The 24,017-nt window shown below is 69.4% G+C and carries 28 protein-coding genes, 2 tRNA genes and 1 riboswitch; of the genes, 17 read left to right on the forward strand and 13 right to left on the reverse strand.

Translation table 11 applies throughout. From position 1 onward, the window contains the following. Positions 1–22: 22 nt before the first annotated feature. Positions 23–1,276, forward strand: a complete 1,254-nt coding sequence (locus QU602_RS07270) for a DNA polymerase IV (RefSeq protein WP_308799585.1) — start codon at positions 23–25, stop codon at positions 1,274–1,276. Positions 1,277–1,280: 4 nt separating this feature from the next. Here the strand turns inward: QU602_RS07270 and QU602_RS07275 are convergent, their stop codons facing one another. Both QU602_RS07275 and QU602_RS07280 read right to left on the reverse strand, forming a co-directional pair. Next, entirely contained in the window at positions 1,281–1,772 is a 492-nt protein-coding gene (locus QU602_RS07275; RefSeq protein WP_308799586.1) for a PIN domain-containing protein, read from the reverse strand. Further along, on the reverse strand, positions 1,747–1,941 hold the full coding sequence (locus QU602_RS07280; protein ID WP_308799587.1) for a type II toxin-antitoxin system VapB family antitoxin: 195 nt from the start codon (positions 1,939–1,941) through the stop codon (positions 1,747–1,749). The genes QU602_RS07275 and QU602_RS07280 overlap by 26 nt, the downstream gene beginning before the upstream one ends. 120 nt (positions 1,942–2,061) lie before the next feature. Here QU602_RS07280 and secA2 point away from each other — a divergent pair, with 120 nt between their 5' ends. From secA2 to QU602_RS07315, 7 genes are all read left to right on the forward strand, one after another. Then, on the forward strand, positions 2,062–4,377 hold the full coding sequence (gene secA2, locus QU602_RS07285; RefSeq protein ID WP_308799588.1) for an accessory Sec system translocase SecA2: 2,316 nt from the start codon (positions 2,062–2,064) through the stop codon (positions 4,375–4,377). Between the two features lie 63 nt (positions 4,378–4,440). Then, complete coding sequence (locus tag QU602_RS07290) at positions 4,441–4,788, forward strand: hypothetical protein (protein WP_308799589.1); 348 nt, start codon at positions 4,441–4,443, stop codon at positions 4,786–4,788. Between the two features lie 68 nt (positions 4,789–4,856). Next, positions 4,857–4,966, forward strand: a riboswitch (TPP riboswitch). 36 nt (positions 4,967–5,002) lie between these two features. Next, positions 5,003–5,644 carry an ECF transporter S component gene (locus QU602_RS07295; protein ID WP_373692900.1) on the forward strand — a complete coding sequence of 214 codons (642 nt, stop codon included), beginning with the start codon at positions 5,003–5,005 and terminating at the stop codon, positions 5,642–5,644. A gap of 1 nt (position 5,645) precedes the next feature. Next, positions 5,646–7,160, forward strand: a complete 1,515-nt coding sequence (locus tag QU602_RS07300) for an ABC transporter ATP-binding protein (RefSeq protein ID WP_308799592.1) — start codon at positions 5,646–5,648, stop codon at positions 7,158–7,160. Then, complete coding sequence (locus tag QU602_RS07305) at positions 7,157–7,936, forward strand: energy-coupling factor transporter transmembrane component T family protein (protein WP_308799593.1); 780 nt, start codon at positions 7,157–7,159, stop codon at positions 7,934–7,936. The genes QU602_RS07300 and QU602_RS07305 overlap by 4 nt, the downstream gene beginning before the upstream one ends. After that, complete coding sequence (locus QU602_RS07310) at positions 7,933–8,544, forward strand: nucleoside/nucleotide kinase family protein (protein WP_308799594.1); 612 nt, start codon at positions 7,933–7,935, stop codon at positions 8,542–8,544. The genes QU602_RS07305 and QU602_RS07310 overlap by 4 nt, the downstream gene beginning before the upstream one ends. A gap of 46 nt (positions 8,545–8,590) precedes the next feature. After that, positions 8,591–8,848 carry a hypothetical protein gene (locus QU602_RS07315; RefSeq protein ID WP_308799596.1) on the forward strand — a complete coding sequence of 86 codons (258 nt, stop codon included), beginning with the start codon at positions 8,591–8,593 and terminating at the stop codon, positions 8,846–8,848. A 41-nt stretch (positions 8,849–8,889) separates the two neighbouring features. Here QU602_RS07315 and QU602_RS07320 read toward each other — a convergent pair whose 3' ends face one another. Both QU602_RS07320 and QU602_RS07325 read right to left on the reverse strand, forming a co-directional pair. Further along, a complete protein-coding gene (locus QU602_RS07320) occupies positions 8,890–10,137 on the reverse strand; it encodes a D-alanyl-D-alanine carboxypeptidase family protein (RefSeq protein WP_308799597.1) in 1,248 nt (415 codons plus the stop codon). Positions 10,138–10,248: 111 nt separating this feature from the next. Beyond that, entirely contained in the window at positions 10,249–10,635 is a 387-nt protein-coding gene (locus QU602_RS07325) for a metallopeptidase family protein (RefSeq protein ID WP_308799598.1), read from the reverse strand. A gap of 125 nt (positions 10,636–10,760) precedes the next feature. Between QU602_RS07325 and QU602_RS07330 the strand changes: the two genes are divergently transcribed. From QU602_RS07330 to QU602_RS07340, 3 genes are all read left to right on the forward strand, one after another. Next, the gene (locus QU602_RS07330; RefSeq protein ID WP_308799599.1) at positions 10,761–12,014 is read left to right on the forward strand and encodes an MFS transporter; all 1,254 of its coding nucleotides are present in this window, start codon (positions 10,761–10,763) and stop codon (positions 12,012–12,014) included. 4 nt (positions 12,015–12,018) lie between these two features. Beyond that, positions 12,019–12,741: a helix-turn-helix domain-containing protein gene (locus QU602_RS07335; RefSeq protein ID WP_308799600.1), complete on the forward strand. Its 723-nt coding sequence runs from the start codon at positions 12,019–12,021 to the stop codon at positions 12,739–12,741. A gap of 125 nt (positions 12,742–12,866) precedes the next feature. Beyond that, complete coding sequence (locus QU602_RS07340; protein WP_308799602.1) at positions 12,867–13,439, forward strand: ASCH domain-containing protein; 573 nt, start codon at positions 12,867–12,869, stop codon at positions 13,437–13,439. Positions 13,440–13,560: 121 nt separating this feature from the next. On the opposite strand, the gene QU602_RS07345 is transcribed toward QU602_RS07340, so the two are convergent. After that, positions 13,561–13,851, reverse strand: coding sequence for an SRPBCC family protein (locus tag QU602_RS07345; RefSeq protein WP_308799603.1), 291 nt, complete (start codon positions 13,849–13,851; stop codon positions 13,561–13,563). A gap of 70 nt (positions 13,852–13,921) precedes the next feature. Here QU602_RS07345 and QU602_RS07350 point away from each other — a divergent pair, with 70 nt between their 5' ends. Together QU602_RS07350 and QU602_RS07355 are read left to right on the forward strand one after the other, a co-directional pair. Then, entirely contained in the window at positions 13,922–14,596 is a 675-nt protein-coding gene (locus tag QU602_RS07350) for a HEAT repeat domain-containing protein (protein WP_308799604.1), read from the forward strand. Position 14,597: 1 nt separating this feature from the next. Continuing rightward, positions 14,598–15,599, forward strand: coding sequence for a MerR family transcriptional regulator (locus QU602_RS07355; protein WP_308799605.1), 1,002 nt, complete (start codon positions 14,598–14,600; stop codon positions 15,597–15,599). A 100-nt stretch (positions 15,600–15,699) separates the two neighbouring features. Here the strand turns inward: QU602_RS07355 and QU602_RS07360 are convergent, their stop codons facing one another. From QU602_RS07360 to QU602_RS07380, 5 genes are all read right to left on the reverse strand, one after another. Continuing rightward, positions 15,700–15,930 carry an NAD(P)-binding domain-containing protein gene (locus QU602_RS07360; RefSeq protein WP_308799606.1) on the reverse strand — a complete coding sequence of 77 codons (231 nt, stop codon included), beginning with the start codon at positions 15,928–15,930 and terminating at the stop codon, positions 15,700–15,702. A 798-nt stretch (positions 15,931–16,728) separates the two neighbouring features. Next, positions 16,729–16,804 (reverse strand) — tRNA-His (locus QU602_RS07365). A 38-nt stretch (positions 16,805–16,842) separates the two neighbouring features. Continuing rightward, positions 16,843–17,466: an oligoribonuclease gene (gene orn, locus QU602_RS07370; protein ID WP_308799607.1), complete on the reverse strand. Its 624-nt coding sequence runs from the start codon at positions 17,464–17,466 to the stop codon at positions 16,843–16,845. 79 nt (positions 17,467–17,545) lie between these two features. Further along, a tRNA-Arg gene (locus QU602_RS07375) sits at positions 17,546–17,621 on the reverse strand. Positions 17,622–17,661: 40 nt separating this feature from the next. Beyond that, positions 17,662–18,882 (reverse strand): cation:proton antiporter, encoded by a 1,221-nt coding sequence (locus QU602_RS07380; RefSeq protein WP_308799608.1) that lies wholly within the window; start codon positions 18,880–18,882, stop codon positions 17,662–17,664. Between the two features lie 122 nt (positions 18,883–19,004). Between QU602_RS07380 and nadE the strand changes: the two genes are divergently transcribed. Beyond that, positions 19,005–19,841, forward strand: a complete 837-nt coding sequence (nadE, locus tag QU602_RS07385; RefSeq protein WP_308799609.1) for an ammonia-dependent NAD(+) synthetase — start codon at positions 19,005–19,007, stop codon at positions 19,839–19,841. A gap of 98 nt (positions 19,842–19,939) precedes the next feature. Here the strand turns inward: nadE and QU602_RS07390 are convergent, their stop codons facing one another. The 3 genes from QU602_RS07390 to QU602_RS07400 form a co-directional block, all read right to left on the reverse strand. After that, the gene (locus tag QU602_RS07390) at positions 19,940–20,614 is read right to left on the reverse strand and encodes a hypothetical protein (protein ID WP_308799610.1); all 675 of its coding nucleotides are present in this window, start codon (positions 20,612–20,614) and stop codon (positions 19,940–19,942) included. A gap of 85 nt (positions 20,615–20,699) precedes the next feature. Continuing rightward, entirely contained in the window at positions 20,700–20,975 is a 276-nt protein-coding gene (locus QU602_RS07395) for a hypothetical protein (RefSeq protein ID WP_308799611.1), read from the reverse strand. Positions 20,976–21,106: 131 nt separating this feature from the next. Further along, a complete protein-coding gene (locus tag QU602_RS07400; protein ID WP_308799612.1) occupies positions 21,107–22,114 on the reverse strand; it encodes an aldo/keto reductase in 1,008 nt (335 codons plus the stop codon). A gap of 33 nt (positions 22,115–22,147) precedes the next feature. On the opposite strand from QU602_RS07400, the gene msrA reads away from it, so the two are divergent. The 3 genes from msrA (at position 22,148) to QU602_RS07415 (ending at position 24,013) form a co-directional block, all read left to right on the forward strand. Then, positions 22,148–22,672 (forward strand): peptide-methionine (S)-S-oxide reductase MsrA, encoded by a 525-nt coding sequence (gene msrA, locus QU602_RS07405; protein WP_308799613.1) that lies wholly within the window; start codon positions 22,148–22,150, stop codon positions 22,670–22,672. Positions 22,673–22,845: 173 nt separating this feature from the next. Beyond that, positions 22,846–23,448: a single-stranded DNA-binding protein gene (locus QU602_RS07410; protein WP_308799614.1), complete on the forward strand. Its 603-nt coding sequence runs from the start codon at positions 22,846–22,848 to the stop codon at positions 23,446–23,448. 109 nt (positions 23,449–23,557) lie between these two features. Continuing rightward, positions 23,558–24,013: a DUF6993 domain-containing protein gene (locus QU602_RS07415; protein ID WP_308799616.1), complete on the forward strand. Its 456-nt coding sequence runs from the start codon at positions 23,558–23,560 to the stop codon at positions 24,011–24,013. The last annotated feature ends 4 nt before the right edge of the window (positions 24,014–24,017 follow it).

Raw genomic sequence — 24,017 nt, forward strand, 5'->3', positions numbered from 1 at the left:
CGGTCGCGGGTAGGGTTCATGCGTGAGCAAGCAAGACGGCTCGTCACGGCAGGTCACGACCGGTCCGGTCGATGATTCGGCGACCCCGATCCTGCACGTGGACATGGATGCGTTCTTCGTCTCCGTCGAGTTGCTCTCGCGTCCTGATCTTCGCGGCAAGCCCGTACTCGTCGGCGGTACGGCGGGCCGAGGCGTCGTGTCGGCCGCGAGCTACGAGGCACGTCGGTTCGGTGTGAACTCGGCGATGCCGATGTCGGTGGCGCTGCAGCGATGCCCGAACGCGGTCGTGCTGCGCGGCGACTACCGCAAGTATCGGGAGTACTCCGACCGGGTGATGACGATCTTCGAGGAGATGACCCCGCTCGTCGAACCGCTCTCGATCGACGAAGCGTTCCTCGATGTGGGCGGTGCGAGGCGGTTGCACGGCAGCCCGGCGCAGATCGCCTGGACCATCCGCAAGCGGGTGGAGGGCGAGACGGGGCTCACCTGCTCAATCGGCGTCGCCGCGACGAAGTACGTGGCGAAGGTGGCATCCGGCCGTGCGAAGCCCGATGGCATGCTCGTCGTCCCGGCCACCGACACGGTGGCCTTCCTGCATCCGCTGCCGGTGTCGGCGCTGTGGGGCGTCGGGCGGGTGACCGAAGAATCGCTGCAGCGGCTCGGACTGCGCACCGTCGGCGATGTCGCGGCCATGCCGGCCGACGCGCTCGAGCGTGCGGTCGGCCCGTCGCTCGCGCATCGCCTGAGTGCACTGGCGAACGGCGACGACCCGCGCGACGTCACGGTGCACCGGGCCGAGAAGAGCATCGGCCACGAGACGACCTTCGGCCACGACCTCACCGACCCCGAGCAGATCCGGCGGGCGTTGCTCGACCTCGCCGACAGCGTCGCCGTGCGCCTGCGCCGCGCCGACATGGTCGGCCGCACCGTGGTGCTGAAGCTCCGCTACGGAGACTTCCGCACCGTGACGCGCTCGCGCACCCTGTCCGAGCCCACCGACGTCGCCCGCCGTATCTACGAAGAGGCAGCGGCCTCACTCGACGCCCTGCTCACCGAAGGCGCTCGAATCCGCCTGATCGGCGTCCGCGCCGAACAGCTCGGCTCCGCCGGCGGCCCGACCCTCTGGGACCCCGACGAGGAGTGGCGCGAGGCGGAACGCACCATCGACGAGGTCTCCGCCCGGTTCGGCCGCGGCACCGTGCGCCCCGCCTCCCTCGTCGGCCGGGCCCGCCGCGCCCCCGACCTCACCAAGCGGCGCACCGAAGACGACGCCTAGGCCGTCAATCCACGCTGCCTCGCGGAACGATCCAACGCTGCTTGAGCTCGGGGACCGCTCGAGCGATGAGCTCGAAGTCACGGTCGTAGTGCACCACCGACGCGTCGTTGGCCAGCGCGTACGCGGCGATGACGGTATCGAGCGCCCCTGCGCCCCGCACGAGGCCCGCGCGCCATACTCGCAGCTGGATGTCGAGCGTGATCGGCGAGTCCGGAGCGATCCGACACTCGACGAATGCGCTCAGAGCCTCGCTGATCGCGCGGTGTTCGGCGGCTGTCCGCGCGCCGAATCCGTACTCGGCCACGACCGGCGGACAGACGAGAACCGATGACGGCCGGTGCGCGCCGATGAGGGCCTCGAGCGCGATTCGCACTTCGGGTTTGCTCGGAAGTCGCGCCCAGACCGACGTGTCGATGATGAACGGCGCCGCCGCTGACTCAGTCTCTGACGTTGGATCGACGGTGAGGATATCACTCATAGTCGATGCGACTCGCATGCGGCTCGACAGGGATGCCCGAAAGCACTCGCACCGCCTCGAGCTGCCTGGCCCGTTGCACCGCGTCCTCGAGCGCGAGCGTGATCGCCTCACGGTTGGTTCGAACGTGATACGTCGCTTTCGCGTCTTCGAGCAGGTCCGAGTCGATGTTGACAGATGTAATCGGCATCTCACCACCTTGCTTATATAGATCGGACAGAATCATTATATAACTCTTTCCAGCGATCGCGGGTCCGAGCGCAGCGCCGTGTCGGGCTGACGATCTCGTGATGAATGGTAGAATACTGCGATGGTCGCAATCCGCGGCGAGACGCGCGGCTGGCGTGAGCGGTGGGTGCGAGCGCTCGCCCAGTTCCGCCAGGAGCCGGGCACAGAGTCTTTGCGGCGGTTCGAGCCGCTCGTGAAGGCCGCCTGCGACCGTCGGGGGGATTTGCAAGATACGCCGACTTTCGGTCTCCTCGATGACATCGATGCGTTGCGAACGGCGGACTGGCAAGCCGACAGCACCCTCATTGCCTTCTGCGCGGCGATCTCCGAGCTGCTTCGACGGTTGACCTCGATCGAACCGCACCCAGTTCAGCTTCTGGGCGCTATGAGCATGTTGCGCGGTATCGCGATCGACATGGCCACCGGAGAAGGCAAGACCCTGGTAGGCAGTATGGTCGCGGCCGCGTTCGCGCTGCAAGACCGTTGCGTTCATGTCCTCTCCGCCAACGAGTACCTCGCGGTCCGGGACGCTCGATCCGGTGCTGTGCTGTTCGACGCCTTGGGGGTGACATCGGCAGTCGTGACCGCGCCGATGACCGGCGACGAGCGTCGGGTGGCCTACCGCGCCGATGTCGTGTTCTCGACGATTCAGCAACTGGGGTTCGACCAGCTGCGTGACCGCCAAGTCACTCGCCACGATGAGCGGCGCCTACGTGAGCTGGACGTCGCGATCGTCGATGAACTCGACGCGGTGCTCATCGACGAAGCCCTCGTCCCTCTGGTGCTCGCGGGCGATGCTGAGGATGATGTCGTGGTGCCGGGCCTGGCGAAGCTCGTGGCTTCGCTCCGGGCGACCGTCGACTTCACCGTCGATGAGGAGCGCCGGAACGTGATCCTGTCCGACAGCGGTATCGCCAAGCTCGAACGCTTCTTCCATGTCGAGAATCTGTTTGCGCACACCGACCTTCTGGGCGCGGCTCACCTCGCGTTGCACGCAGAGGTGCTGCTCGAGCGCGACGTTCATTACCTCGTGAGCGAACGCGGTATCTCGTTGGTGAACGAGACGCGAGGGCGCATCGCACACCTGCAGCGATGGCCCGATGGGCTGCACGCCGCAGTCGAGATGAAGGAGGGGCTCGCGCCGTCGTCGCAGTCACGCATCCTCGATCAGACCCTCGTGCAGACGGTCGCTCACACGTACCGAACGCTGGTGGGCATGAGCGGGACGGCCGTCGAAGGCGCAGAACGCCTCGCTGAAGACCATGGCCTCCGTATCGCTGCGGTGTCGACGAACGTCCCCTGCGCACGGATCGATGAAGCCGACCGGCTGTTCGCAACTGCATCGGCGCGCGACCGATCGGTCGTCGAGCGGATCACCGAGGCTCATGCCGTGGGTCAGCCCGTGCTCGTCGGAACGTCGAGTGTTGCCGATTCGGAGCGATTCGCCACTCTCCTGGAGCACGCGGGGGTGACGTGCGAAGTTCTCAACGCAAAGCACGACGCTGACGAGGCGGCGATCATCGCGCGTGCGGGGATGTCCGGCGCGGTCACGATCTCGACTCAGATGGCCGGACGCGGTGTGGACATCCGGCTCGACGATGCCGCGCGTGAACGGGGCGGCCTCCTCGTTATCGGGCTCGGCCGTCATGAGAGCGTGCGGCTGGATCATCAGCTGCGAGGGCGGTCGGGTCGCCAGGGCGACCCGGGCACCTCCACCTTCTTCACGAGCCTGGAGGACGATGTCGTCGTGCATCACATCGATCCAGTCGAGATCGCTGAGGTGGTCGCTCTCGAGGCCGTGCCGTCTCCACGTGCCCTGCGCCTGTACCGGCGTGCACAGCGAGTCGCCGAGGGAAAGGTACTGCAGGCCCATCGGAAGACCAGCGCGTACAACCAGGTTCTCGAGCATCAGCGAGCGGCGACGCTTGCCGTGAGGGACGGTTACCTTGCCGATGACGGGCGAATCGTTGAGCTGCTGACCGAACTGCAGCGGGCTGGCCTGGAGCGCGATCGTGCTAGGCGGCTCAGGCATCCGGAGTGGATCGAGTTCGTCCGTCAGATCGTGCTGTATCGGATCGACGAGGGGTGGGCCGATCACCTCGCGCATATGAGTGACGTGAAAGAGGGCATCCACCTCCGCGCACTCGCCAACGCGGTGCCGCTCGTGGAGTTCACGGTCGAGGCCCGCACGGCCTTCGCAGGCTTCACGGATCACGCCGCCGAGGCAGTCCTGTCGACGCTCCTCGACCTCGACCTCGACCGGCGCCCGGGGACCATCGCCGAGCTCGGCATGCGACGACCGACCTCCACGTGGACATACATGATCGAGGACAACCCGTTCGGCACCGCCGCTGACCGGGTCATCCGCTCGCTCGCCAAACTCATCAGGCCCCGCTGACCGCGCCGAGCGGAGCGAGCGCAAGGGCTGGCCGCATCCAGTCGGCGTAGGTAGCCTGGCCCCATGACGGAACTCGTGGTGGAACTGGCGGACAAGGTCGGCGGCGTCGGCGTGAAGACCTCGTACGGCGATGCGGTCGACATCGGGGGGTCCACGATCGTGCCGGTCGCCCTCGGATATTACGGCTTCGGCGGCGGCAGCGGGTCCGGGTCGATGGATGAGAAGGGCGGCACCGGCGAAGGCAGCGGCGGCGGGGGCGGCGGCGTGTCGATTCCGCTCGGGGCATACATCGGCCGAGGTGGCGATGTGCGGTTCGAGCCGAACCTCATCGGGCTGCTGCTGGCCGCGACCCCGCTCGTCTGGGTCATCGGCAAGTCGCTGCGCTGGATCATCCGCGCCCTGAAGCACTGAGCGCCTGACCGCGGTCGACGCCCGACGCATGGGCGAAGCCCGCACCGGATCGGTGCGGGCGTATACTCATGCGTGAACACGGGAGTCCGGTGAACCGGGCTGAGAGGAAGGTTCCAAACCTTCGACCGTCGAACCTGATCTGGGTCATGCCAGCGCAGGGAGGGCATCGCATCTCATTCCCGTGCCGCTTTCCTTCGAACGAAAGGGCACGACAGTGCACGCAACCACATCCGCAACCACGCCGGCATCGACGCGCACGCCTGGCGGCCGTCGCCTCAGATGGCGGGTGGTCGACATCGTCGTCGCGAGCGTCATCGGCGTCGCGGTCGGCGTCGTCTTCTGGGCGTACGGCGTTATCTGGGGTCCGATCTCGGCCCCCATCTCGACCTTCCTGCCCGGCCTGCAGGCCGCGCCTGCGGCGCTCTGGCTCGTCGCGGGCGTCATCGGCGGACTCGTCATCCGCAAGCCGGGTGCCGCGATGTACACGGAGCTCGTCGCCGCGATCGTATCTGCGCTGATCGGCAGCCAGTGGGGCGGCCTGCTCACGATCGAGGCCGGGCTCGTCCAGGGCCTCGGCGCCGAGCTCGTCTTCGCGATCTTCCTGTACCGCCGTTGGGGCTTCCCCGTCGCGGTGCTCGCGGGCGCGGTGGCCGGGCTCGCGATGGCCGTCAACGACCTCGTGCTCTGGTACGCGGGCTCGGCGCCCGCGTTCGCGACGATCTACATCGTGTCGGCAATCGTCGGCGGTGCGGTCATCGCCGGTGGTCTCGGCTGGCTGGCGGTGCGCGGTCTCGCCCGGACCGGGGCGCTCAGCCGGTTCGCATCCGGGCGGGACGCGGTCAGGGTCACGAGCTGAGGTGACCGCCAACGAGCTGCAACGGCCGGCGCGCGTCGAGGCGCGCGGGTGGGGCTGGCGGCACGGCTCGCGCGCGAGGCCCGCGGTCGAGGGCGTCGAGTTCACCATCGAGCCCGGGGAGCGCGTGCTGCTGCTCGGTCCGTCGGGCTCGGGCAAGTCGACCATCCTGCACGGGCTCGCCGGTGTGCTCGGCGGCGACGACGAGGGCGAGGCGACGGGCCGGCTGCTGGTCGACGGGGTGGATGCCTCGGCGGCGCGCGGCCGCACCGGGCTCGTGCTCCAGGATCCCGACGCCCAGCTCGTGATGGCGAGACTCGGTGACGACGTCGCATTCGGGCTCGAGAACCTCGGCGTGCCGCGGGAGGAGATCGCCCCGCGCGTGCGCGAGGCGCTCGCCGCCGTTGGGCTCGACCTCGCGGTCGACCGGTCGACTGCGGCGCTCTCGGGCGGGCAGCGTCAGCGGCTCGCGCTCGCGGGGGTGATCGCGATGCGCCCAGGCGTCCTGCTGCTCGACGAGCCCACCGCGAATCTCGACCCCGACGGGGTGACCGAGGTCCGTGACGCCGTCGCCCGAGTCGCGGAGCGCACCGGCGCGACGCTCATCGTGGTCGAACACCGGGTGCCCGTCTGGCTGCCCGTCGTCGATCGCGTGATCGTCGTCGGCCGCGAAGGCCGCCTCATCGCCGACGGGCCGGCCGAACGCGTGCTCACCGAACAGGCCGACGAGCTGCGCGCCGCGGGCGTGTGGCTTCCCGGCGAGGCCGCGGCGATGGCCGCACGCCCGGTCCACCCCGCGCTCGGAACCCCTGCGTCGACGGCCGGCACCCCAGAGCTGCTCACCGCGACGGATCTCAGCGTCGCACGCATCTCTGGTCGGCCCGTGCAGACCGGCGTGCACACCGCCGTCCACGAGGCATCCGTGCTCGCCGTCACCGGGCCGAACGGCGCAGGCAAGTCGACCCTCGCGCTCACCCTCGCAGGCCTCCTCCGGCCGGACGACGGCTCGCTCGTGGCATCCGCCCGGCTCGCCGACGGCGCGGCCACCGAGCCGTGGCGCTGGAAGTCGCGGCAGCTGCTCACACGCATCGGGACGGTGTTCCAGAACCCCGAGCACCAGTTCCTCGCGGGCACCGTGCGTGCCGAGCTCGAGGTCGGCCCGCGGGCGCTGCGGCTGCGTGCGGCCGAGGTACACGAGCGCGTCGACCCGCTGCTCGACGCGTTGCGGCTCGCGCATCTCGCGGACGCCAACCCGTTCACCCTGTCGGGCGGCGAGAAGCGCCGGCTCTCGGTGGCCACGGCGCTCGCGACCCGGCCGCGCATGCTCGTGCTCGACGAACCGACGTTCGGCCAGGATGCGGTGACGTGGCGCGAGCTCGTGCGGCTGGTGCGCGAGCTGCGCGAGGCGGGCGCCGGCATCGTGGCCGTCACGCACGATGCCGCGTTCGTCGACGCGCTCGCCGATGTGCGGCTCATGCTGGGTGTCCCCATCGATGCGAGGGCCGAGGTCGCGGTGTGAGCATCGCCGAAGTACGCCCCGGCCTGCCCCTCGCCCGGGTGAACCCGGTCGCGAAGATCGCGGCGACCGTGCCGCTCAGCATCGCGCTGCTGCTCACGCTCGACCCCGTCTCGGCGGGTATCGCGATCCTCTGCGAGATCGTGCTCTTCACGGCGATCGGGCTCGGCCCGCTGCTGTGGTCGGCGCGCACGCTCCCGGTCTGGATCGCCGCACCGCTCACCGGCATCAGCATGGTGCTCTACGGGGCACCGTCCGGACAGGTCTACTTCGACGCCGGGCTGATCCACATCACCGAGGGGTCGGTCGCGATCGGGCTCGCCACGACGGCGCGCGTCGTGGCGATCGCGCTGCCCGCCGTGGTGCTCTTCCTCACGATCGATCCGACGGATCTCGCCGACGGTCTCGCGCAGACGCTGCGGCTGCCCGCACGGTTCGTGCTCGGCGGACTCGCCGCACTGCGGCTCGCCGGGACGTCGATCGACGACTGGCGCACGATCAGCCTCGCGCGACGCGCGCGCGGTGTCGCCGATCGCGCCGTGCTGCGCCGGGGGGTCGGGCAGGCGTTCGCCCTCCTCGTGCTCTCGATCCGCCGCGCGAGCACGCTTGCGACCGCCATGGAGGCGCGCGGGTTCGGTGCGCCGGGTCGGCGCACCTGGGCTCGCGAGGCGCGGTTCGGCGGCGTGGAATGGGCGGTCATCGCGATCGGATGCCTCGTCGCGGCGATCTCCGTCACCGCCGCGGTGGCGGCGGGCTCATGGAACCTGGTCTGGTCGTGAGCCGGGCGACGGACGCGCCGGGCTCCCGCGACCGCGCCGGGTTCGCGCTGCGGACGGTGCGGTGCCTGCGGGACTCGCCGGCATCGGCGGCGCGGGGAGCGTCGACGGTCCGCGGGCGTCGGCTCGTGGCGATCGACGGACCGAGCGGGGCCGGGAAGTCGACGCTCGCGGACGCGATGGTGGCCGCCTGGCCCGGGCCGGTCGCGCTGGTGCGTCTGGACGAGGTCTATCCGGGCTGGCACGGCCTCGACCGCGGAGCCGCGCTGATCGCCGACTCGGTCGTCGCGCCCTGGGCGAGAGGCGCGGTCGCCCGTGTGCGCTGCTGGGACTGGCGTGCCGACGCTCCGGGCCCGATCCGAGCGATCGCACCGGGTCTCGATCTCGTCATCGAGGGCTGTGGCGCGTTCGACGCCGTGTCCGGGGCATCCGCTCTGCGCATCTGGGTGCACGCCGGTGAGGCCGAACGGAGACGCGCCGCGCTCACGCGCGACCGCGGCGCGTTCGACCCGTACTGGGACATGTGGGATGCGCAGTGGCGGCGGCACGCCGCGCGCACCGGGGCATCCGCGGCCGGCGCCGACCTGATCGTGCGCGGTCTGTCAACCTGACCCGCTCGGTTCCTCCCGCGCCGAGGCGCGGGACTACGGTGGAGTCATGAGTGCAGAGACCACCGGAGAGTACCTCGCCGAATTCCTCGACGGACCGCTCGAGGGCAACTTCGAACAGCGCGCCCTCGTCGACGGCAAGCCGGAATCACGCATCGGGCAGGTCGCCGCGGTCGACGGCCTCGAGTCGCTCTTCTGGTACAACGCGGTCGAGGAGCGCGAGCTGAACGGCGAGATGCGTGTGCAGTTCCGCTTCGACCCGAGCGACTCCGACCCCGTCGAGTTCGACGAGGACGACAACGACTGACCCCTCGCTCACGCGGTACGCCGGGCCGAGGAGCCTCGGTCTCAGGAGTCCGCGAAGTAGGCGCCGATGATCGGCAGCGGGTTCGTCAGTCGCCAGATCGGGCCGGGGTCGCCGATGTCCGTCGAGAGCGTGAGTGGTGATGCAAGCTCACCCGTGGGCGTCGGCACGACCACTCGGCCGACGTCACGGCCGGCGTTCGCGGTCGTGAACGGTTCGACCTCGACGCTCGGCTCACCGGCGGCCGCGCTCCAGCCGAGGCTCGTCCGCGTCGCGGCAGCGACGAGGTCGGCGCGGTCGCCCCAGACCGCGACCGCTGAGCCGTATGCGTCGCCGGCGGTGATCACGTCGACCGGCACGGCGGCTTCGCCAGCCGCGCCGACGGCCGCGGTGACCGCGGCGTCGAGGGTCTCATAGTCGGGGATGAGGGTCATGGCGCCGACGAGCCGGACCGGCTCGGAGCCGCCCGCCGCGGTCGTGGTCGTCGTGAAGACGAACGAGATCAGCGCCTGGTCGGTGAAGCCCCGCGTAATCGCGCGCACGCCCTGATCGCCGAGGCGCGATGCGACGTCGGGCACCTGACGCACCCCCACGCCGCCCGTGACCTCGCCGTCGAGCATGGCCGCGAGCGCCGGATCGCCGACGACGCGGGCCGCGAGCCCGGCGAGATCGGTCGCCGTGCCGACATTGTCACCCGAGAGCCCGGTCGCGTCGGCGACGCGCGTGTCCGGGAATCCGTTCGCGGCGAGCCATTCGTTGGCCGCATCGGTGTACTGGCCGACGCTACCGAACGCCCAGCGGGCCAGCGTGTCGGCGTGATTGTTGCTCGACGCCAGCAACACCGCACGCAGCACGTCTCGCTGCGACCACGTCTCACCGGGGGAGACCTGCAAGACGCGTGTCCCCTCGGCCTGGTAGCGCGCGTAGTCGGTGTAGTCCTCCGGCCCGATCGGAATGTCGGGGCCGGAGCTGCCCGCCGCGAGCGGCAACGAATTGAGCGTGACGAGCAGTGTCACGAGCTTGGCCGCCGCGCCGATCGGGACGACGCCTTGCTCGCCGCCGGTCGCGACGGGGTTCGCGGCGCCGGCGTCGTCGATGACGGCGAGGACACTCGCACCTTCGGCGGGCATCGGGATCTGCGAGGCGGGCGGGGCGGGCACGGCGCCGCTGTCGGTTGCGACGGCGACGGCGGGCAGCGGGCCGAGCAGCATGGCCGGACCGTAGACCCCGATGCCGAGAATCGCGAGGGCACCGACGGCGATGCCGACGATGCGGCCGGGGGTGACGGTCATGTGATCAAGGCTAACTCGGGGGAGTGCCTCATCCGTGCCGGCCGCGCCCGCGCGGAGGCCGGTGCATACCCGCGCACGTGCCGGGTGGTTGTGGACACTGCGCCGGGGGCCTCAGGCCCAGCCCAGTTCGTGCAGACGCTCGTCGTCGATGCCGTAGAAATGGGCGATCTCATGCACGAGCGTGACGTGGATCTCGTCGCGCAGCGCGTCCTCGTCGTCGCAGATCGCGAGCAGCGACTCGCGGTACAGGATGATGCGGTCGGGCATCTCGCCGAAGCCGTAGCGGTCGCGTTCGGTGAGCGAGGTGCCGTCGTAGAGCCCGAGCAGGTCGAGTGAGCCGTCCTCGGGCCGGTCCTCGACCACGAACACCACATTCTCGAGCCCGTCGACCATCTCGTCGGGCAGCTGGTCGAGCTCGTCGACCACGATGGCCTCGAAGGCGTCGGCGTCGAGGTGCACGAGGGGGCTCCGTTCGCATCGGGGTCGGGTGGGGCTCATGGTGCCGGACACGGTGCGGTCCCTGACCAGGGTGCACGGTCGGACCAGGTGCCGTACCAGACCTCCGAGCGTAGCAATGGCGGCCGACTTGACTGTGCCGCGGCGGCATAGTTTGTCATGGAGCCATGGGCCGAAGCACATGGGTGTATCTGGGGTCGTACAGTCTGTCGCTGCTCGGGAACGGGGTCGCCGCAGTGCTGTTCCCGTTGCTGGTGCTCGCGACGACGGGCGACATCCTCGCAGCGGGCATTCTCGCGTCGGTGACGGCGGGCGTGGCCGCGGTGGTGGGCGTGCTCGCCGGTGTGGTCGTCGACCGGGTGAATCGCCGGACAGTATCGATCGTCAGCGACGTGTTGTCGGCGGCCTCGATCGCCGCGGTGCCGCTCGTCGACGCGCTCTGGGGGTTGAACCTCACGTGGTTCATCGTGCTGGGCGTGATCGGCTCGTTCGGCGACATGCCGGGGATGACGGCGCGGGAGACCATGCTTCCGCGGCTCGTACAACTCGACGGTGGGAAGCGCGGCGGCCTGGACCGGCTGGTGGGGATCCGCGAGTCGCTGGCGGGTGCGTTGATGCTGATCGGCCCCGGTCTCGGTGGTCTCCTCGTCTGGCTGTTCGGGGTGAGCTCGGCCGCGTTGTTCATCACGGCTGGCATGAGCCTCGCTGCCGCGGCGCTCTCGTTCGCGATCTCTCGCCGCGCTGGAGACATCCCGCCGGCGGAAGCGACCGCCGCGCGAGCCGGGATCCGCGGGGTGTTCACCGATCTCGTCGTCGGGTGGACGTTCCTGCTCCGGCACCGGCTGGTCCTGGGCGTGAGCCTGCTCTCGGCCGTGTTCGTCGCCGTGATCGCGTCGCTGCAGGCGACGATCATGCCGGCCTACTTCACGGCCGAGAACCTGCCCGAGCTCAGCGGGTTCGCGGCGACCGGGATCGCGTTGGGCGGGCTGCTCAGCGCCGGCGTCTACGCGGCGACCGTCGGAAGGGTGTCGCGACGGACCTGGTTCGTGATCGGCATGATCGGCATCGGGATCGGGTTCATCGCGATCGGCACGATGGCCGCGCCCTGGCTGGTCCTGGCCGCGGCGGTGCTCATCGGCCTGACGAACGGGCCGATGTCGGCCGTGCTCGGCGTGGCGACCATCGAGGCGACGCCCGATCCGCTGCGCGGACGCGTCCTCGGTGCGCAGAACGCGCTGCTGCTCGCAGCGCCTGCGCTGACCTCGGCACCCATCGCCGCGCTGGCAGCGGGGTATGGGCTCCCGGCCGCCGGGATCGGGATCGCGGTTGTGATCATGGTGACCGTCGTCGTCGCGCTGTGCGCCCCCGCGTTCCGGTCGCTTGACACAATGGGAGGTCCCGAGACGGCGGAGGCGGGGTGAGACGGTGGCGTGGAGCACCAGACAACTGGCGGATCTGACGGGCGTCACGCTGCGCTCGATCCGGCACTGGCACGACATCGGGCTGCTGCCCGAACCCGAACGCCGTTCGAACGGCTACAAGCAGTACACCTCCAGCCACCTCGTGCTCGCGCTGCGCATCGCACGCCTGACGGGGCTCGGGTTCAGTCTGGAGCAGGTCGCGCGGATGCTCCGGTCGGAGGAGCACGGCGAGGAATCCCTTCGAGTGCTACGCACCGAGCTCGACACCAGGATCGCGGCGCTCGAACGCATCCGGTCAGAAGTCGATGACCTGCTCGGCCTGGGCATCTCACCCGACGTCTCGCCCGAAGCGCTGCTCGCCATGGAAGTCCTCGGACGCGACACCGCATCACGGAACGTCGCGATCGTGCTGGCGCACCTGATGCCGAGGGAGGACACGCTCGCGTTCGTCGAGGCCCTCAGGGATGCGCCGGAGGAGTTCCTGCGCATCAACGAGGCCCTCATGGCGCTACCCGCAGATGCCGACGATGCTGCGATCGCCGACCTCGCCGACCACGCGGCTACGACCCTCACCGCGTTTCTCGACGTCCACGACGGTGCGATTCCCGACCCCGTCGGAGGGCGTCCTGAACTGAGCGACGCCGGCGTCCTCTCGGAGGTCATCACCGAGTACATGAACTCGGCTCAGCGGCGGGCCATGCAACGCATCGTCGAGCATCTGGCCTGACGCGTACCGCAGGACCGTGTTGCGATACGGTGTGACGATGAGTCAGTCGGTGGCTGGTCGTACGCGCCGTGCCATGGGCTCAGCATGACGGCCCGCGGGTCCGTCCGGCCGGGTCGGGTGTGCACATGATCCTCACCGAACGCATCGCGCACGCGGTTGCGGCGGGCGAGGTCACTGTGGCCTATCGACGCTGGACACGGCCGCGGGTGAAGTCCGGCTCGGAGTTCCGCACCGTCGCAGGACGTGTGCGGGTCGAGACGATCGAACCTGTGTCGGCCGCGGAGCTCACCGACGCAGACGCCCGCCGGGCCGGGTACGCCTCGCTCGACGACCTGACGGCGACGTTCTCCGGAGGCGCCTCCGATCCGGTCTTCCGCATCGGTCTGTCCTGGGTCGCGGCAGATGCTCGGGATGCGCTTGCGGCCGATGCGAACCTCACAGCCGAGGACGTTGCGAGCATCGACGCGCTCCTCGACCGGCTCGACGCGCGCACCCCTTGGGCGCGAAGCACCCTCGCCCGCATCCGACGTGAGCCCGGCATTACGGCGGGCGCGCTCGCCGGTGGCTTGCCGGTCGGAAAGGAGTCGCTCAAACGACGCATCCGCTCACTCAAAGAACACGGCCTGACCCGCAGTCTGCGGGTCGGCTACGAGCTGTCCGAACGCGGCCACGCCTACCTGAGCGCCACTGACCCATAGGCGAAGGAACCGCATCTACGAGGCGTGCTGTCAGGTTCCCATCCACCGGGTGAGATTTCAGATATATGAGAGCAGGAATGACGCTGGATGCCGACTCGGAGCCGAGTGCCACTCTTTCAAACTATCTGAGGAAATTTCCTGAGCGCCAAATCCACGTGAGCCGAGCGGGGCGGTCGACGAGCGCGAAGCGTGACGTGACGATCGCGTCGTTCGCACGCCACGAGAACGCCTGCCCGGATGCCGCCGGACCCTCTGCGTGGGCGTCCGTCACGTCCGCGCGGAAGCTCGGCCGGTTGGAGACCTCGGCCAGTGCGTCGAAGACGGCATCAGGTGAGAGGTCGATTTCGACGCTGCCACGCACACGGGGCGGCGCGGTCTGGTCAGTGATGCCTCGGAGGGCGAGTTCGTGCACGCCCCCGGCGTGAGGCCGCTTGACCGTGACACAGTGACAAGGTGTGGTGTGTGATGAGGAGGTGGTCTTCATGACCGACGACATCACGACAACCCTGGTGACGCGGCTTCGCATCGCGTTGCAATCGGCCGACGCGTCCGCTCGACTGCAGGCGGCAATGACCTCGGGAATCCACGCGGACAACGCATTTCTTCCGGTGCTCATCGCTCGGTGTGCCGTAGAGCCCGATTTCTACGTGCGCGACATGCTCACGTGGGCGATCACCCGACACGACCGCGCCCGAGCCGTCGATCTGCTGCTCCTCGAGCTTGCTTCAGCGACGCCTCAGGCGCGCAGCCAGGCGTTGCACAGTCTGTCGAAGCTGGGCGACACGCGCGCGTGGCCGGCGATCACCCTCGATCTGCTGCGAGACGAAGATGTCGAGGTCATGAAGGCCGCGTGGCGCACTGCAGCGGGCCTCGCGCCCGAGGACGAACGCCTCGGGCTGGCTCGCGAGCTGGGACGCAATTTCGGATGCGGCGACCGGGAGCTGCAGCGCAGCCTCAGCCGCGCGATCGCCATGCTCGGCAGTTACGCCGAGCCGATCGTCGCCGCGGCCTCCCGATCGAGCGAACCCGAGGTTCGCGCGCATGCGCTCATGACCGCGCATGTCATGGCGAACCCGAATGACAGCTTCGATGCCGCCGTCGAGGAAGCTCGACGCGTGGTCGCGTTGCGTGCCGCGCCCGCAGGTGAGGACGTCTGACATGCTGATCGGCGAGGTCGCCCGCCGAAGCGGTGTGAGCGCGCGCATGCTTCGGCACTACGACCGCATCGGCCTGGTCACGCCGGCCGAGCGCACCAGCGGCGACTACCGGCGGTACACCGCCGCCGACATCGAGCGACTGTTCCACGTTGAGAGCCTGCGAACGCTCGGCTTCAGCCTTGCCGAGATCGCGAACATCCTGGAAGCCGAGGATTTCGCGCCGGCGGAGCTCGTCACGCGTCTCGCCGAGCGCATGCGGGTCAAACTCGAAGCGACCACGGAGCTCCTCGCCCGCATCGAGCGGGTGCGATCGAGCGAACCGCGAAACTGGTCGGACATCCTGCGCGTCATCGAACTCATCCGCGGGTTCGACGCGGCCAGCGCTTCCGACCGCCAGCGAGCAGCTCTCGCGCTCGAGGAGGTCGATGAACGCGACACGACTGTTCTCATCGACGCTCTCCTGCGCGAAGACGAGCCGAACACCGCGGGCGCGCTCCTCTGGGCGCTCGCACGGACGGGGGATGCGGCGATACCTGCTCTCGCCGATGCGCTCGACTCCACCCAGCGGCAGCGGCGCCATCGGGCACTCGAAGCGCTTGTGAAGATCGGCACGCCGACGTCGCTGCGCGTCGTGGCCGCACAGACGGGGCACAACGACGAGCTTGTGCGCGCGAGGGCCACGATCACGGCGGGTGCGAGCGGGGACGTCTCGGTCATCGCCGCGCTCGTCGCCCTGGTCGCATCGGGCGACCTCGACATGGAAGCAGGCGACGCACTCGAGGCCCTTGCGAAGGATGACGTGACCATAAGGGCGATTGCACAGAAGGCTTCGGAGGCGATCACCGACACAGACGCCGACGGGCGCAGGCGCCTCGCGGGAATGCTCGCTACGATCCCCGGCCCGGACATCGATTCGACGTTGCACACTCTCGCCGCAGATCCCGACCCCTCAGTGGAGATCACCGCGCGCGCCCACCTCGCCGCTCGGTCCGGGCGCCGCTGACGCAATCCGGGCGGTTCACCGCCGGTCGATGTGGGTGACGATGGGGACCACGCGACGGCCGACATGCTTCGGTCGGGGCCGATGCGTGCTCGGTCGGTGATCAGGCCGCGTCGGCGAGCGGTCGGGCGCGCTGCAGCACCTCCACATCGCGCGAGAAGCCATCATCGCCGTGCCCGTCGTCGACCGCCTCCTGCGCGACGGACACCATGAGGTCGGCGAGACGGCTGTTCCAGACGGTGGTCGAGGTGCCGGCGTGCAGCTGCGCTGCCGCGAGCGCTGCACCCATGGCGCCGTGTCCGACGATGCCGATGCGGGTGAAATCGTGAGTCAAGTCCCAAGCCTGGATCGACATGAACCCGCAGGCAAGTACCCACACGGCGATCTGCCGATGAGCACGACAGGGCACGGCTAGGTCCGCGCCGAGATGCCGCCCTCGATGGTGCGCTTGATGTTCGAGGCAACAGTTGTACGGGGTGTCGTGCCGCTTGCGACCTCCTCGCATCCCGCGAAGACGAGGGACCAAGCGCGTTCTCGATCCACTTCGCGTCGAGGTCAGTTGTGAACTGGCCGCGCTCTTGGCCGCGCCGGATCAGACCAATGATGGCTTCATCGCCTTCGACGTTGCCGCCGTCGGATTCATCGTCCCTCCTGTCATCGGCGTAGCTGTGGAACAGGAAGAGGATGGGGTCTGCAACCTCACTCACCGCCGAGCCAGGCAGCTGAATCAGTATTCTTCCGGCCACAGCTGGACTTTGAGTGACTGTTCGAGTCGGACGATTGTGTCGACGTTCGGGTAGGCCTTCCCGCCGAGGATCTTCAGCAACGCGGGGTGCGTGAGGCCGGCGGCCTCGGCGATCTGCCGGTAGGGCCGACCGTCGATGGCCTTCTTGAGTTCAAACGCGTTCAGGCGGCGACCTCTGCGCTCGGGTCATCGAGCGGCACAACGAGCCAGTCCTCGTCTTCCCGAGCAGGGGAGTGACTGCGCGGCGGAAGGCGCTTCTCCCTGACCATCGAGCCCTCTCAAGTAGGTGGAAAATCCTGACTTGCTTGTTGAGTTCTCGGATTGCTGTGCCGGATTCTCGCGAAGGCGGGAACCTGACACGTGTGTTCGGATCGCTGAAGAGCTGTTTGGGGTGAGTAACGGGGCTTGAACCCGCGACCTCCTGGACCACAACCAGGCGCTCTACCGACTGAGCTATACCCACCATGTGCTCGATCTCACGATCGAGACAACTCCACGATCTTACACCACCTTGCCGTCGAACTCGTTCACGACCGAGGCGGCCAGCTCTTGGAATTCCTGCGAGGTCGGGCCGGGCTCGGCGACGAACAGACCGCGGCGGTAGTACTCGAGCTCACGGATGGATTCGAGGATGTCGGCCAGGGCTCGATGGCCGCCGTTCTTGCTCGGTGCGTTGAAGTAGGCGCGCGGGAACCAGCGTTTTGCGAGCTCTTTGATGGAGGAGACGTCGACGTTGCGATAGTGCAGATGCGCGTCGAGACGAGGCATGAACTTCGAGATGAACGCGCGGTCGGTGCCGATCGTGTTGCCCGCGAGCGGGGCCTTCTGCTCGTCGGGCACGTGACGCAGCACGTACTCGAGCACCTGGTACTCGGCATCGGCGACGCTGACGCCATTCGGGATCTCTTCGATGAGGCCCGACTGGGTGTGCATGGCGCGTACGAAGTCGCCCATCGACTCGAGGGCGCTGGCGTCGGGCTTGATGACGATGCTGAGGCCCGCGTCGACCGGCTTCAGGTCGTAGTCGGTGATGACGACGGCGATCTCGACCAATTCGTCGACCTCGAGGTCGAGCCCGGTCATCTCGCAGTCGATCCAGACCAGGCGGTCACTCGAGGAGGTCATGGCCGCGAGTCTACCGGGCGCGGCCGACACGACCTCGCGGCTGGTTGGTGCCCCCGGCAGGAATCGAACCTGGTGCTGGTGGTGCCCCCGGCAGGAATCGAACCTGCGACCGACAGATTAGAAGGCTGCTGCTCTATCCGCTGAGCTACGGGGGCCGGCCCGTCAAGCTTAGCGAACCGCGTCGGCGGCGGTCCCTCAGGCTTCCGTGGGCACATGGGTCGCGTCCGTCGCCCCGGCGGGTCGCGCCGGGCGGCCGCGGATGGCGAGCCCGACGGCGGGGAAGACCAGCACGGAGCACATGCCGGCTGCGACGAGCGCGGCTGCCGTTCCCGTGGTGAGGTCCCCCTGTTCGACGCCGATCGCGGTCACGGCCACGATGATCGGCAGTCCCGTCGCCCCGAACAGGCCGGTCGCCAGCCGGTCGCGCGACGACGATCCGGGTGGTGCCGCGATCGTCGACGGGATGCCTCGGACGAGGATGAGGGCGACGGCGAAGACCGGGATGAGCAGCAGCGTGGCGGGGTCGGTGACGAGGGCTTCGAGGTCGAAGGTGACGCCGGTGGAGATGAAGAAGATCGGCACGAGCAGGCCGTAGCCGACGCCTTCGAGCTTGCCTTCGACGGACTCGATGTCGCGCTCGGGGGCGCCGGAGAGGAGGAGTCGGTACAGCACGCCGGCGACGAACGCACCGAGCAGCATGTCGAGGCCGAGCAGCGCGCTGAGCGCGGCGAGGGCGAGCAGGATGAACACGACGAGGCGCACGGCGAACTGCCCGCTGGTGTGCAGCGTCGCGGTGATGACGCGGTGCATCCGCTTCCCGGCACCGCGGGCCGCGAGCCAGATCGCGAGTCCGGCGACGATGACGAAGAGGACGAGGACGGATGCCGCCGCCATGGGCGACCTGCCGCTCAAGAAGAGCGAGATCGCGAGGAGCGGCCCGAACTCGCCGACCGCGCCGATCGCGAGCACACCGATCCCGAAGGGGGTCCGCAGGTCGCCCGCGTCTCGCAGCATGGGCATGATCGTGCCGAGCGCGGTCGAGGCGAGCGCGATGCCGATGAAGACGGCCGCGGACAGGTGCGGTGCGAGCAGCGCGGCGAGGCCGATGCCTGCGGCGAGTGAGACCAGCCAGCCCAGGGTGGCGCGGGTGAGCGGACGGCCGCGGATGGCACGGAAGTCGATCTCGTTCCCGGCGAGGAAGAAGAGCATGGCGAGGCCGAAGTCGGCGAGCGCGGACGACACTTCGCCCGGTTGGATCCAGCCGAGGATCGCGGGCCCGAAGAGGAGTCCGAGCAGGATCTCGAAGACGACGAGCGGCACCGGGAGGAGCCTTCCGACGAAGCGCGCGATGATCGGCGCGACGACCGCGATGGCCGGGAAGAGGACGAGTGTGGCGAGCGAGAGGTCGAGTGGCATCTTCCTCCCCTTTCTGGCGGAGGGCGGCCCGTCGAAGGCCGCCCACTTGCGCTGATCGTAGCGGCGCGCAACCCCCTCCCACGCGTCGCATGACCGAAACATCGCGGGGGTAGGGTCGGTCCATGCGCGAGCAACAGGCGGCGATCATCGCCGAACTCAACGTGAGCCCGACCATCGTTCCGGCGGAGGAGGTGCGTCGGCGCATCGATTTCCTGAAGGACTACCTCCGGCGTTCAGGCGCGCGCGGCTTGGTGCTCGGCATCAGCGGTGGTCAGGACTCGACTCTCGCCGGGCGGCTCTGCTCGCTCGCGGTCGCCGAACTCGCGGAGGAGGGGGTGCCGGCGCGATTCGTCGCGGTGCGCCTGCCCTACGGTGTTCAGCATGATGAGGACGATGCGCAACTGGCGCTGACCTACATCCAGCCACCCGAGACGGTGACGGTGAACATCAAGGCCGGCGTCGACGGCGTGGCCGAGGCCTACGAGGAGGCAACCGGCGCTGCGATCAGCGACTTCGGCAAGGGCAATGTGAAGGCCCGGCTGCGCATGGTGGCCCAGTACGCCATCGCGGGTGAGGGTGGACTGTTGGTGGTGGGCACCGACCATGCGGCCGAGGCGGTGACGGGCTTCTTCACGAAGTTCGGCGACGGCGGCGCCGACGTGCTGCCGCTGACCGGCCTCACGAAGCGGCAGGGGCGAGCGTTACTGGAGTACCTCGAGGCGCCCGAGCGGCTCTCCGCGAAGACGCCGACGGCGGACCTGCTCGATGACGACCCCGGTCAGTCGGACGAGGCGAACCTGGGACTCACGTATGTCGACATCGATGACTACCTCGAGGGGCGTGAGATCGACGATGCGGTCGCCGAGCGCATCGAGCACCGCTTCCTGTCGACGAGGCACAAGCGAACGGTGCCGGCTTCGCCGTTCGACGGGTGGTGGCGTGCCGACACGATCGGCTGAGATCGTGCCGCGCTGATCGGCGATCGCGACGAACGGCCGCGGGCGATGCCCGCGGCCGTTCGTCTGCGGGTGTTCGGCGTTCGATCAGTGCACAGGTGTCAGCGCTCAGCGTCGACGGACGCCTGCGCCGGCCGCAGGTTCACCGCGGTGGGTGCGCTCGCGTCGACGTCGCTCAGCGGCGCGGGTTCGGGCACCAGCCGCTCCTCGCGGTAGCGTTCGTGGTGCTGTTCGGCGACCCAGCTGTCCTGCTCGGCGGCGAGGGCCTGCTCGGGCCGAGCCCGCTCGGCGCGCCAGCCGGCGAGGTCGTTCTGGAACTGCTTCTTCGCGCGCCCAGGGTGGCGCTGCCACTCGAGCATGCGGTCGCGGAAGTCGGCGACCGCCGGCTCGAGCTGGTAGCCGAACGTCGCCGAGGACCGCTTCAGCTCGTGCAGCTGATGTGCGGCCCAGTTGGCGGCGACGTCCGAGCCTCGGATCGGCAGGAGTCGTACGTGGATGTCGGCCTGACCGACCGCGCGGTCCGCCAGTACCTGCTCTTGCGGGGTGAGCGAGTTCCAGACGGATGCCTCGGTCGCGGCATCGACGAGCGCGGCGATCGCCGCGCTCTTCAGTTCACGGTCGCGCTGGGTGACCATGCGCTTGATCGCCGCGCTGGAGATCCACGCGGCGAGCAGGCCGGCGACGATGACGGCCACGAACAGCACGATTGCGGCGAAGATCGCGGGACGGGCCGCGCTCGAGCCGAGCCAGGAGATGAGGTCGTTCAGCCACTGCATGAGCGCAGGCTACCCGCGGAGCCACGCTGCGCCCGCAACCGCGCTCGGCGTGCCGGACCCGGGTTCGGCACGCCGAGGCATCCGGTCAGCGGAACACCTCGGCGGCGTCGCGCGACGTGGTGAACCCGCCGAGCTCGATCGCGCGTGCGAGACCCGGACGCGCGCGGCGCGCGAGGAACCGCTCCCCGTCTTCCGCCGCGACGCGCTCGATGTGCCCCAGCACCGTGCCGTCGGGTGCGGCGACGCGCCACAGGTTCGAGCGTGCGGATGCGAACCGCAACCCGGGGACGTCGGCCGGGAACCGCTCTCGCCCCGGCGTCGTCGCGCTGCTCGTACGCGGGTGGAACATGGTCTCGGACATGGTGATCGCTCCTCTCGTCGACGGCAGCCGGCCCTGCGTTCACGATCACGCTAGGGCCGGCCACCGACATCGCCGAGGGCGCGGGCACGGAACGGATCACCCCGAGTGTGGGGCGACCGTCGTCCGCGAGCTCAGGCCAGCGCCGTGCCGTGCGCGGCGAACGGCTCGATCCGGTCGATCTCCTCGGTCGTCAGTGGGGGAGCGTCGAGCGCGGCCACGTTCTGCTCGAGCTGCGCGACGCTCGACGCGCCGATGAGGGCGCTCGCCACGAGCGGCTGCCTGAGCACCCAGCTCAGCGCGAGCTGCGCGAGCGACTGACCGCGTTCCTCGGCGATCGCGGACAGGGCGCGGGCCCGCTCGAGGTACGACTCGCTGATCTGCTCGACCGAGAGGAATCGGCTGGTGGCCGCGCGCGAGTCGGCGGGCACCTGGCCGGACAGGTACCGGTCGGTGAGCAGGCCCTGTGCGAGCGGCGAGAACACGATGCTCGCGGCACCCACCTCGTCGAGCGCTTCGAAGAGGCCGTCCTCGATATGCCGGTCGAACATGGAGTACCGCGGCTGATGGATCGTGAGCGGCACGCCTTCGGCGGCGAGCGCTTCGGCGGCGCGGCGAGTCTGTTCCGGCGAGTAGTTCGAGATGCCGACGTACAGCGCCTTGCCCTGACGGACCGCGGTCGCGAGCGCGCCCATGGTCTCCTCGATCGGCGTGCCGGGGTCGGGCCGGTGCGAGTAGAACACGTCCACGTACTCGAGCCCGAGACGGCCGAGGCTCTGGTCGAGTGAGGCGAGCAGCGACTTCCGCGAGCCCCACTCGCCGTAGGGGCCCGGCCACATGAGGTAGCCGGCCTTCGTGGAGACGATGAGCTCGTCGCGATAGGGCCTGAGGTCGGAGGCAAGGAGCCGGCCGAAGTTCTCCTCCGCACTGCCGGGCGGCGGCCCGTAATTGTTCGCCAGGTCGAAGTGCGTGATGCCGAGGTCGAACGCGCGGCGCACGATCGCACGCTGGGTGTCGAGCGCGCGGTCGTGACCGAAATTGTGCCAGAGCCCCAGCGAGAGCGCCGGCAGCCGGAGTCCGCTCCGTCCGACTCGGTTGTAGCGCATACGTTCGTACCGGTCGGGGCTGGGGGCATACGTCATACCGCCACTCTATGGCGGAGGTAGCCTGGGACGATGCAGAGCTTCGTTCTCGCCGGTGGCTGCTTCTGGTGCCTCGACGCCGTGTACCGCACGCTCCGCGGTGTGCACGAGGTCGTCTCGGGGTACACGGGCGGTACCACGCCGCATCCGTCGTATGAGGAGGTCTGCACGGGCGCGACCGGTCACGCCGAGGTCGTGCGCGTCGACTTCGACCCGGAGGCGATCCCGGCAGACGTCATCCTCGATGTCTTCTTCACGCTCCACGACCCCCGCCAGCTCAACCGGCAGGGCAACGACATCGGCACCCAGTACCGCTCGGCGATGTTCTTCGTCGGCGACGACCAGCGCGAGCGGTTCGAGCGGGCGCGCGAGCGCGCCGCCTCGTGGTGGGACGGCGAGATCGTCACGACGATCGAGCCGCTCGGCGAGTTCTTCCCGGCCGAGGAGTACCACCAGGACTTCTTCGCCAAGAATCCGGGCCAGGGCTACTGTCTCGCCGTCGCGCTCCCCAAGGTGAACAAGATCCGCCGCTCGTACGCGGAGTACCTCGTCGCCTGACCTTCCTCCACAGCCAGGCGCGATCCGGCACGTTCCACGGATGCGCCCGGCGGGCGAGCGGATGCCTCGTCGGCACGGGATCCTCGACGCACGACACCCGGGGCGATCCGGCACGAGCGCTCCGGGTGTCGCGGACCGTCAGCTCGGCGGCCGTCCATCCCAAGGAGCGAACAATGACCGACCTCATCACCGTCACCGGCATCGTGGGCAGCGACCCGCGAGCCATCGTCACGGGCCAGCAGCTGCCCATCACCTCATTCCGGCTGGCATCGACTCGACGCTATTTCAACCGCACCACCAACAGCTGGGAGGATGCGGGCACCAACTGGTACACCGTGTCGGCGTTCCGACAGCTCGCCTTCAACGCGAACGCGTCACTCCGGAAGGGCGAGCACGTCCTCGTGCACGGACGCTTGAAGCAGCGCCCGTGGCAGGCCGGCGACAGGGCCGGCGTCGCGATCGAGATCGAGGCCGACGCCATCGGTCATGACCTGTCCTGGGGCATGACCCAGCTGCGCCGGCTCGAGCATGAGCCGCGCCGCGAGGGCGGCGAGGGCGGCGAGGGCGGCGATGCGACCACGACCACCCCCGAGGGGGGAGCGGTCGCGCCCGATGCCGCCGCCGACACGCCTGAGACGACCGACGACCTCGCGGTCCACCTCGACGAGTTCGACGACGAGGACGAGTTCGAGGGCGACGCGGAGGACGAGGACGACGAGGCGGAAGCCGACGAGCCGCACTCGACGTCACCGGGCATCGCCGCGTTCGCGTCCTGATCCGGCCGCCGGCCGTCCATCGCCCGTCGGGTTCGACCGCCTAGACTCGGCACGGGCGGTGGGCTGCCGCCGGAACAGGGGAGACATGTCGAGGCGGTACCGCACGTCGGTGGCTCTGGCTTTCGCCGGGGCCACGCTCATGATCGGGCTCACGGGGTGCAGCTTCGGCGACGCCCAACCGAGCCCCAGCCCGACGCAGACCGCGGCGCCCACCGAGGCGCCTCCGGCGCCGCCCGAGTTCCATCCCGACCTGTCGGCCACCGAGAACCTCCCGTTCTTCGACTCCGTCAATCAGTCGGTCGTCGCGGCCGATCCGAACGCCGGTGGCCGGGCATTCATCGATGCGCTCGTCGCGGCCGGCTTCGACAAGGCCGCCATGCAGGTCACGGCCGATCGCACGACGATCGACGAGGCCGCCGACTCGGTGCAGTTCTCGGTGGCGTTCCAGGGCGAGTGCCTCGTCGGCCAGTACGGGCCGAAATCCGGCGGGTACCACGGTGCGGTGCGTCCGATCCTCGGCACCGGGACCTGCCTGGTCGGTCAGACCCGCCCCATAGACTGGTAGCAAT

It is taken from the genome of Agromyces protaetiae (assembly GCF_030866785.1).
Taxonomy (GTDB): domain Bacteria; phylum Actinomycetota; class Actinomycetes; order Actinomycetales; family Microbacteriaceae; genus Agromyces; species Agromyces silvae.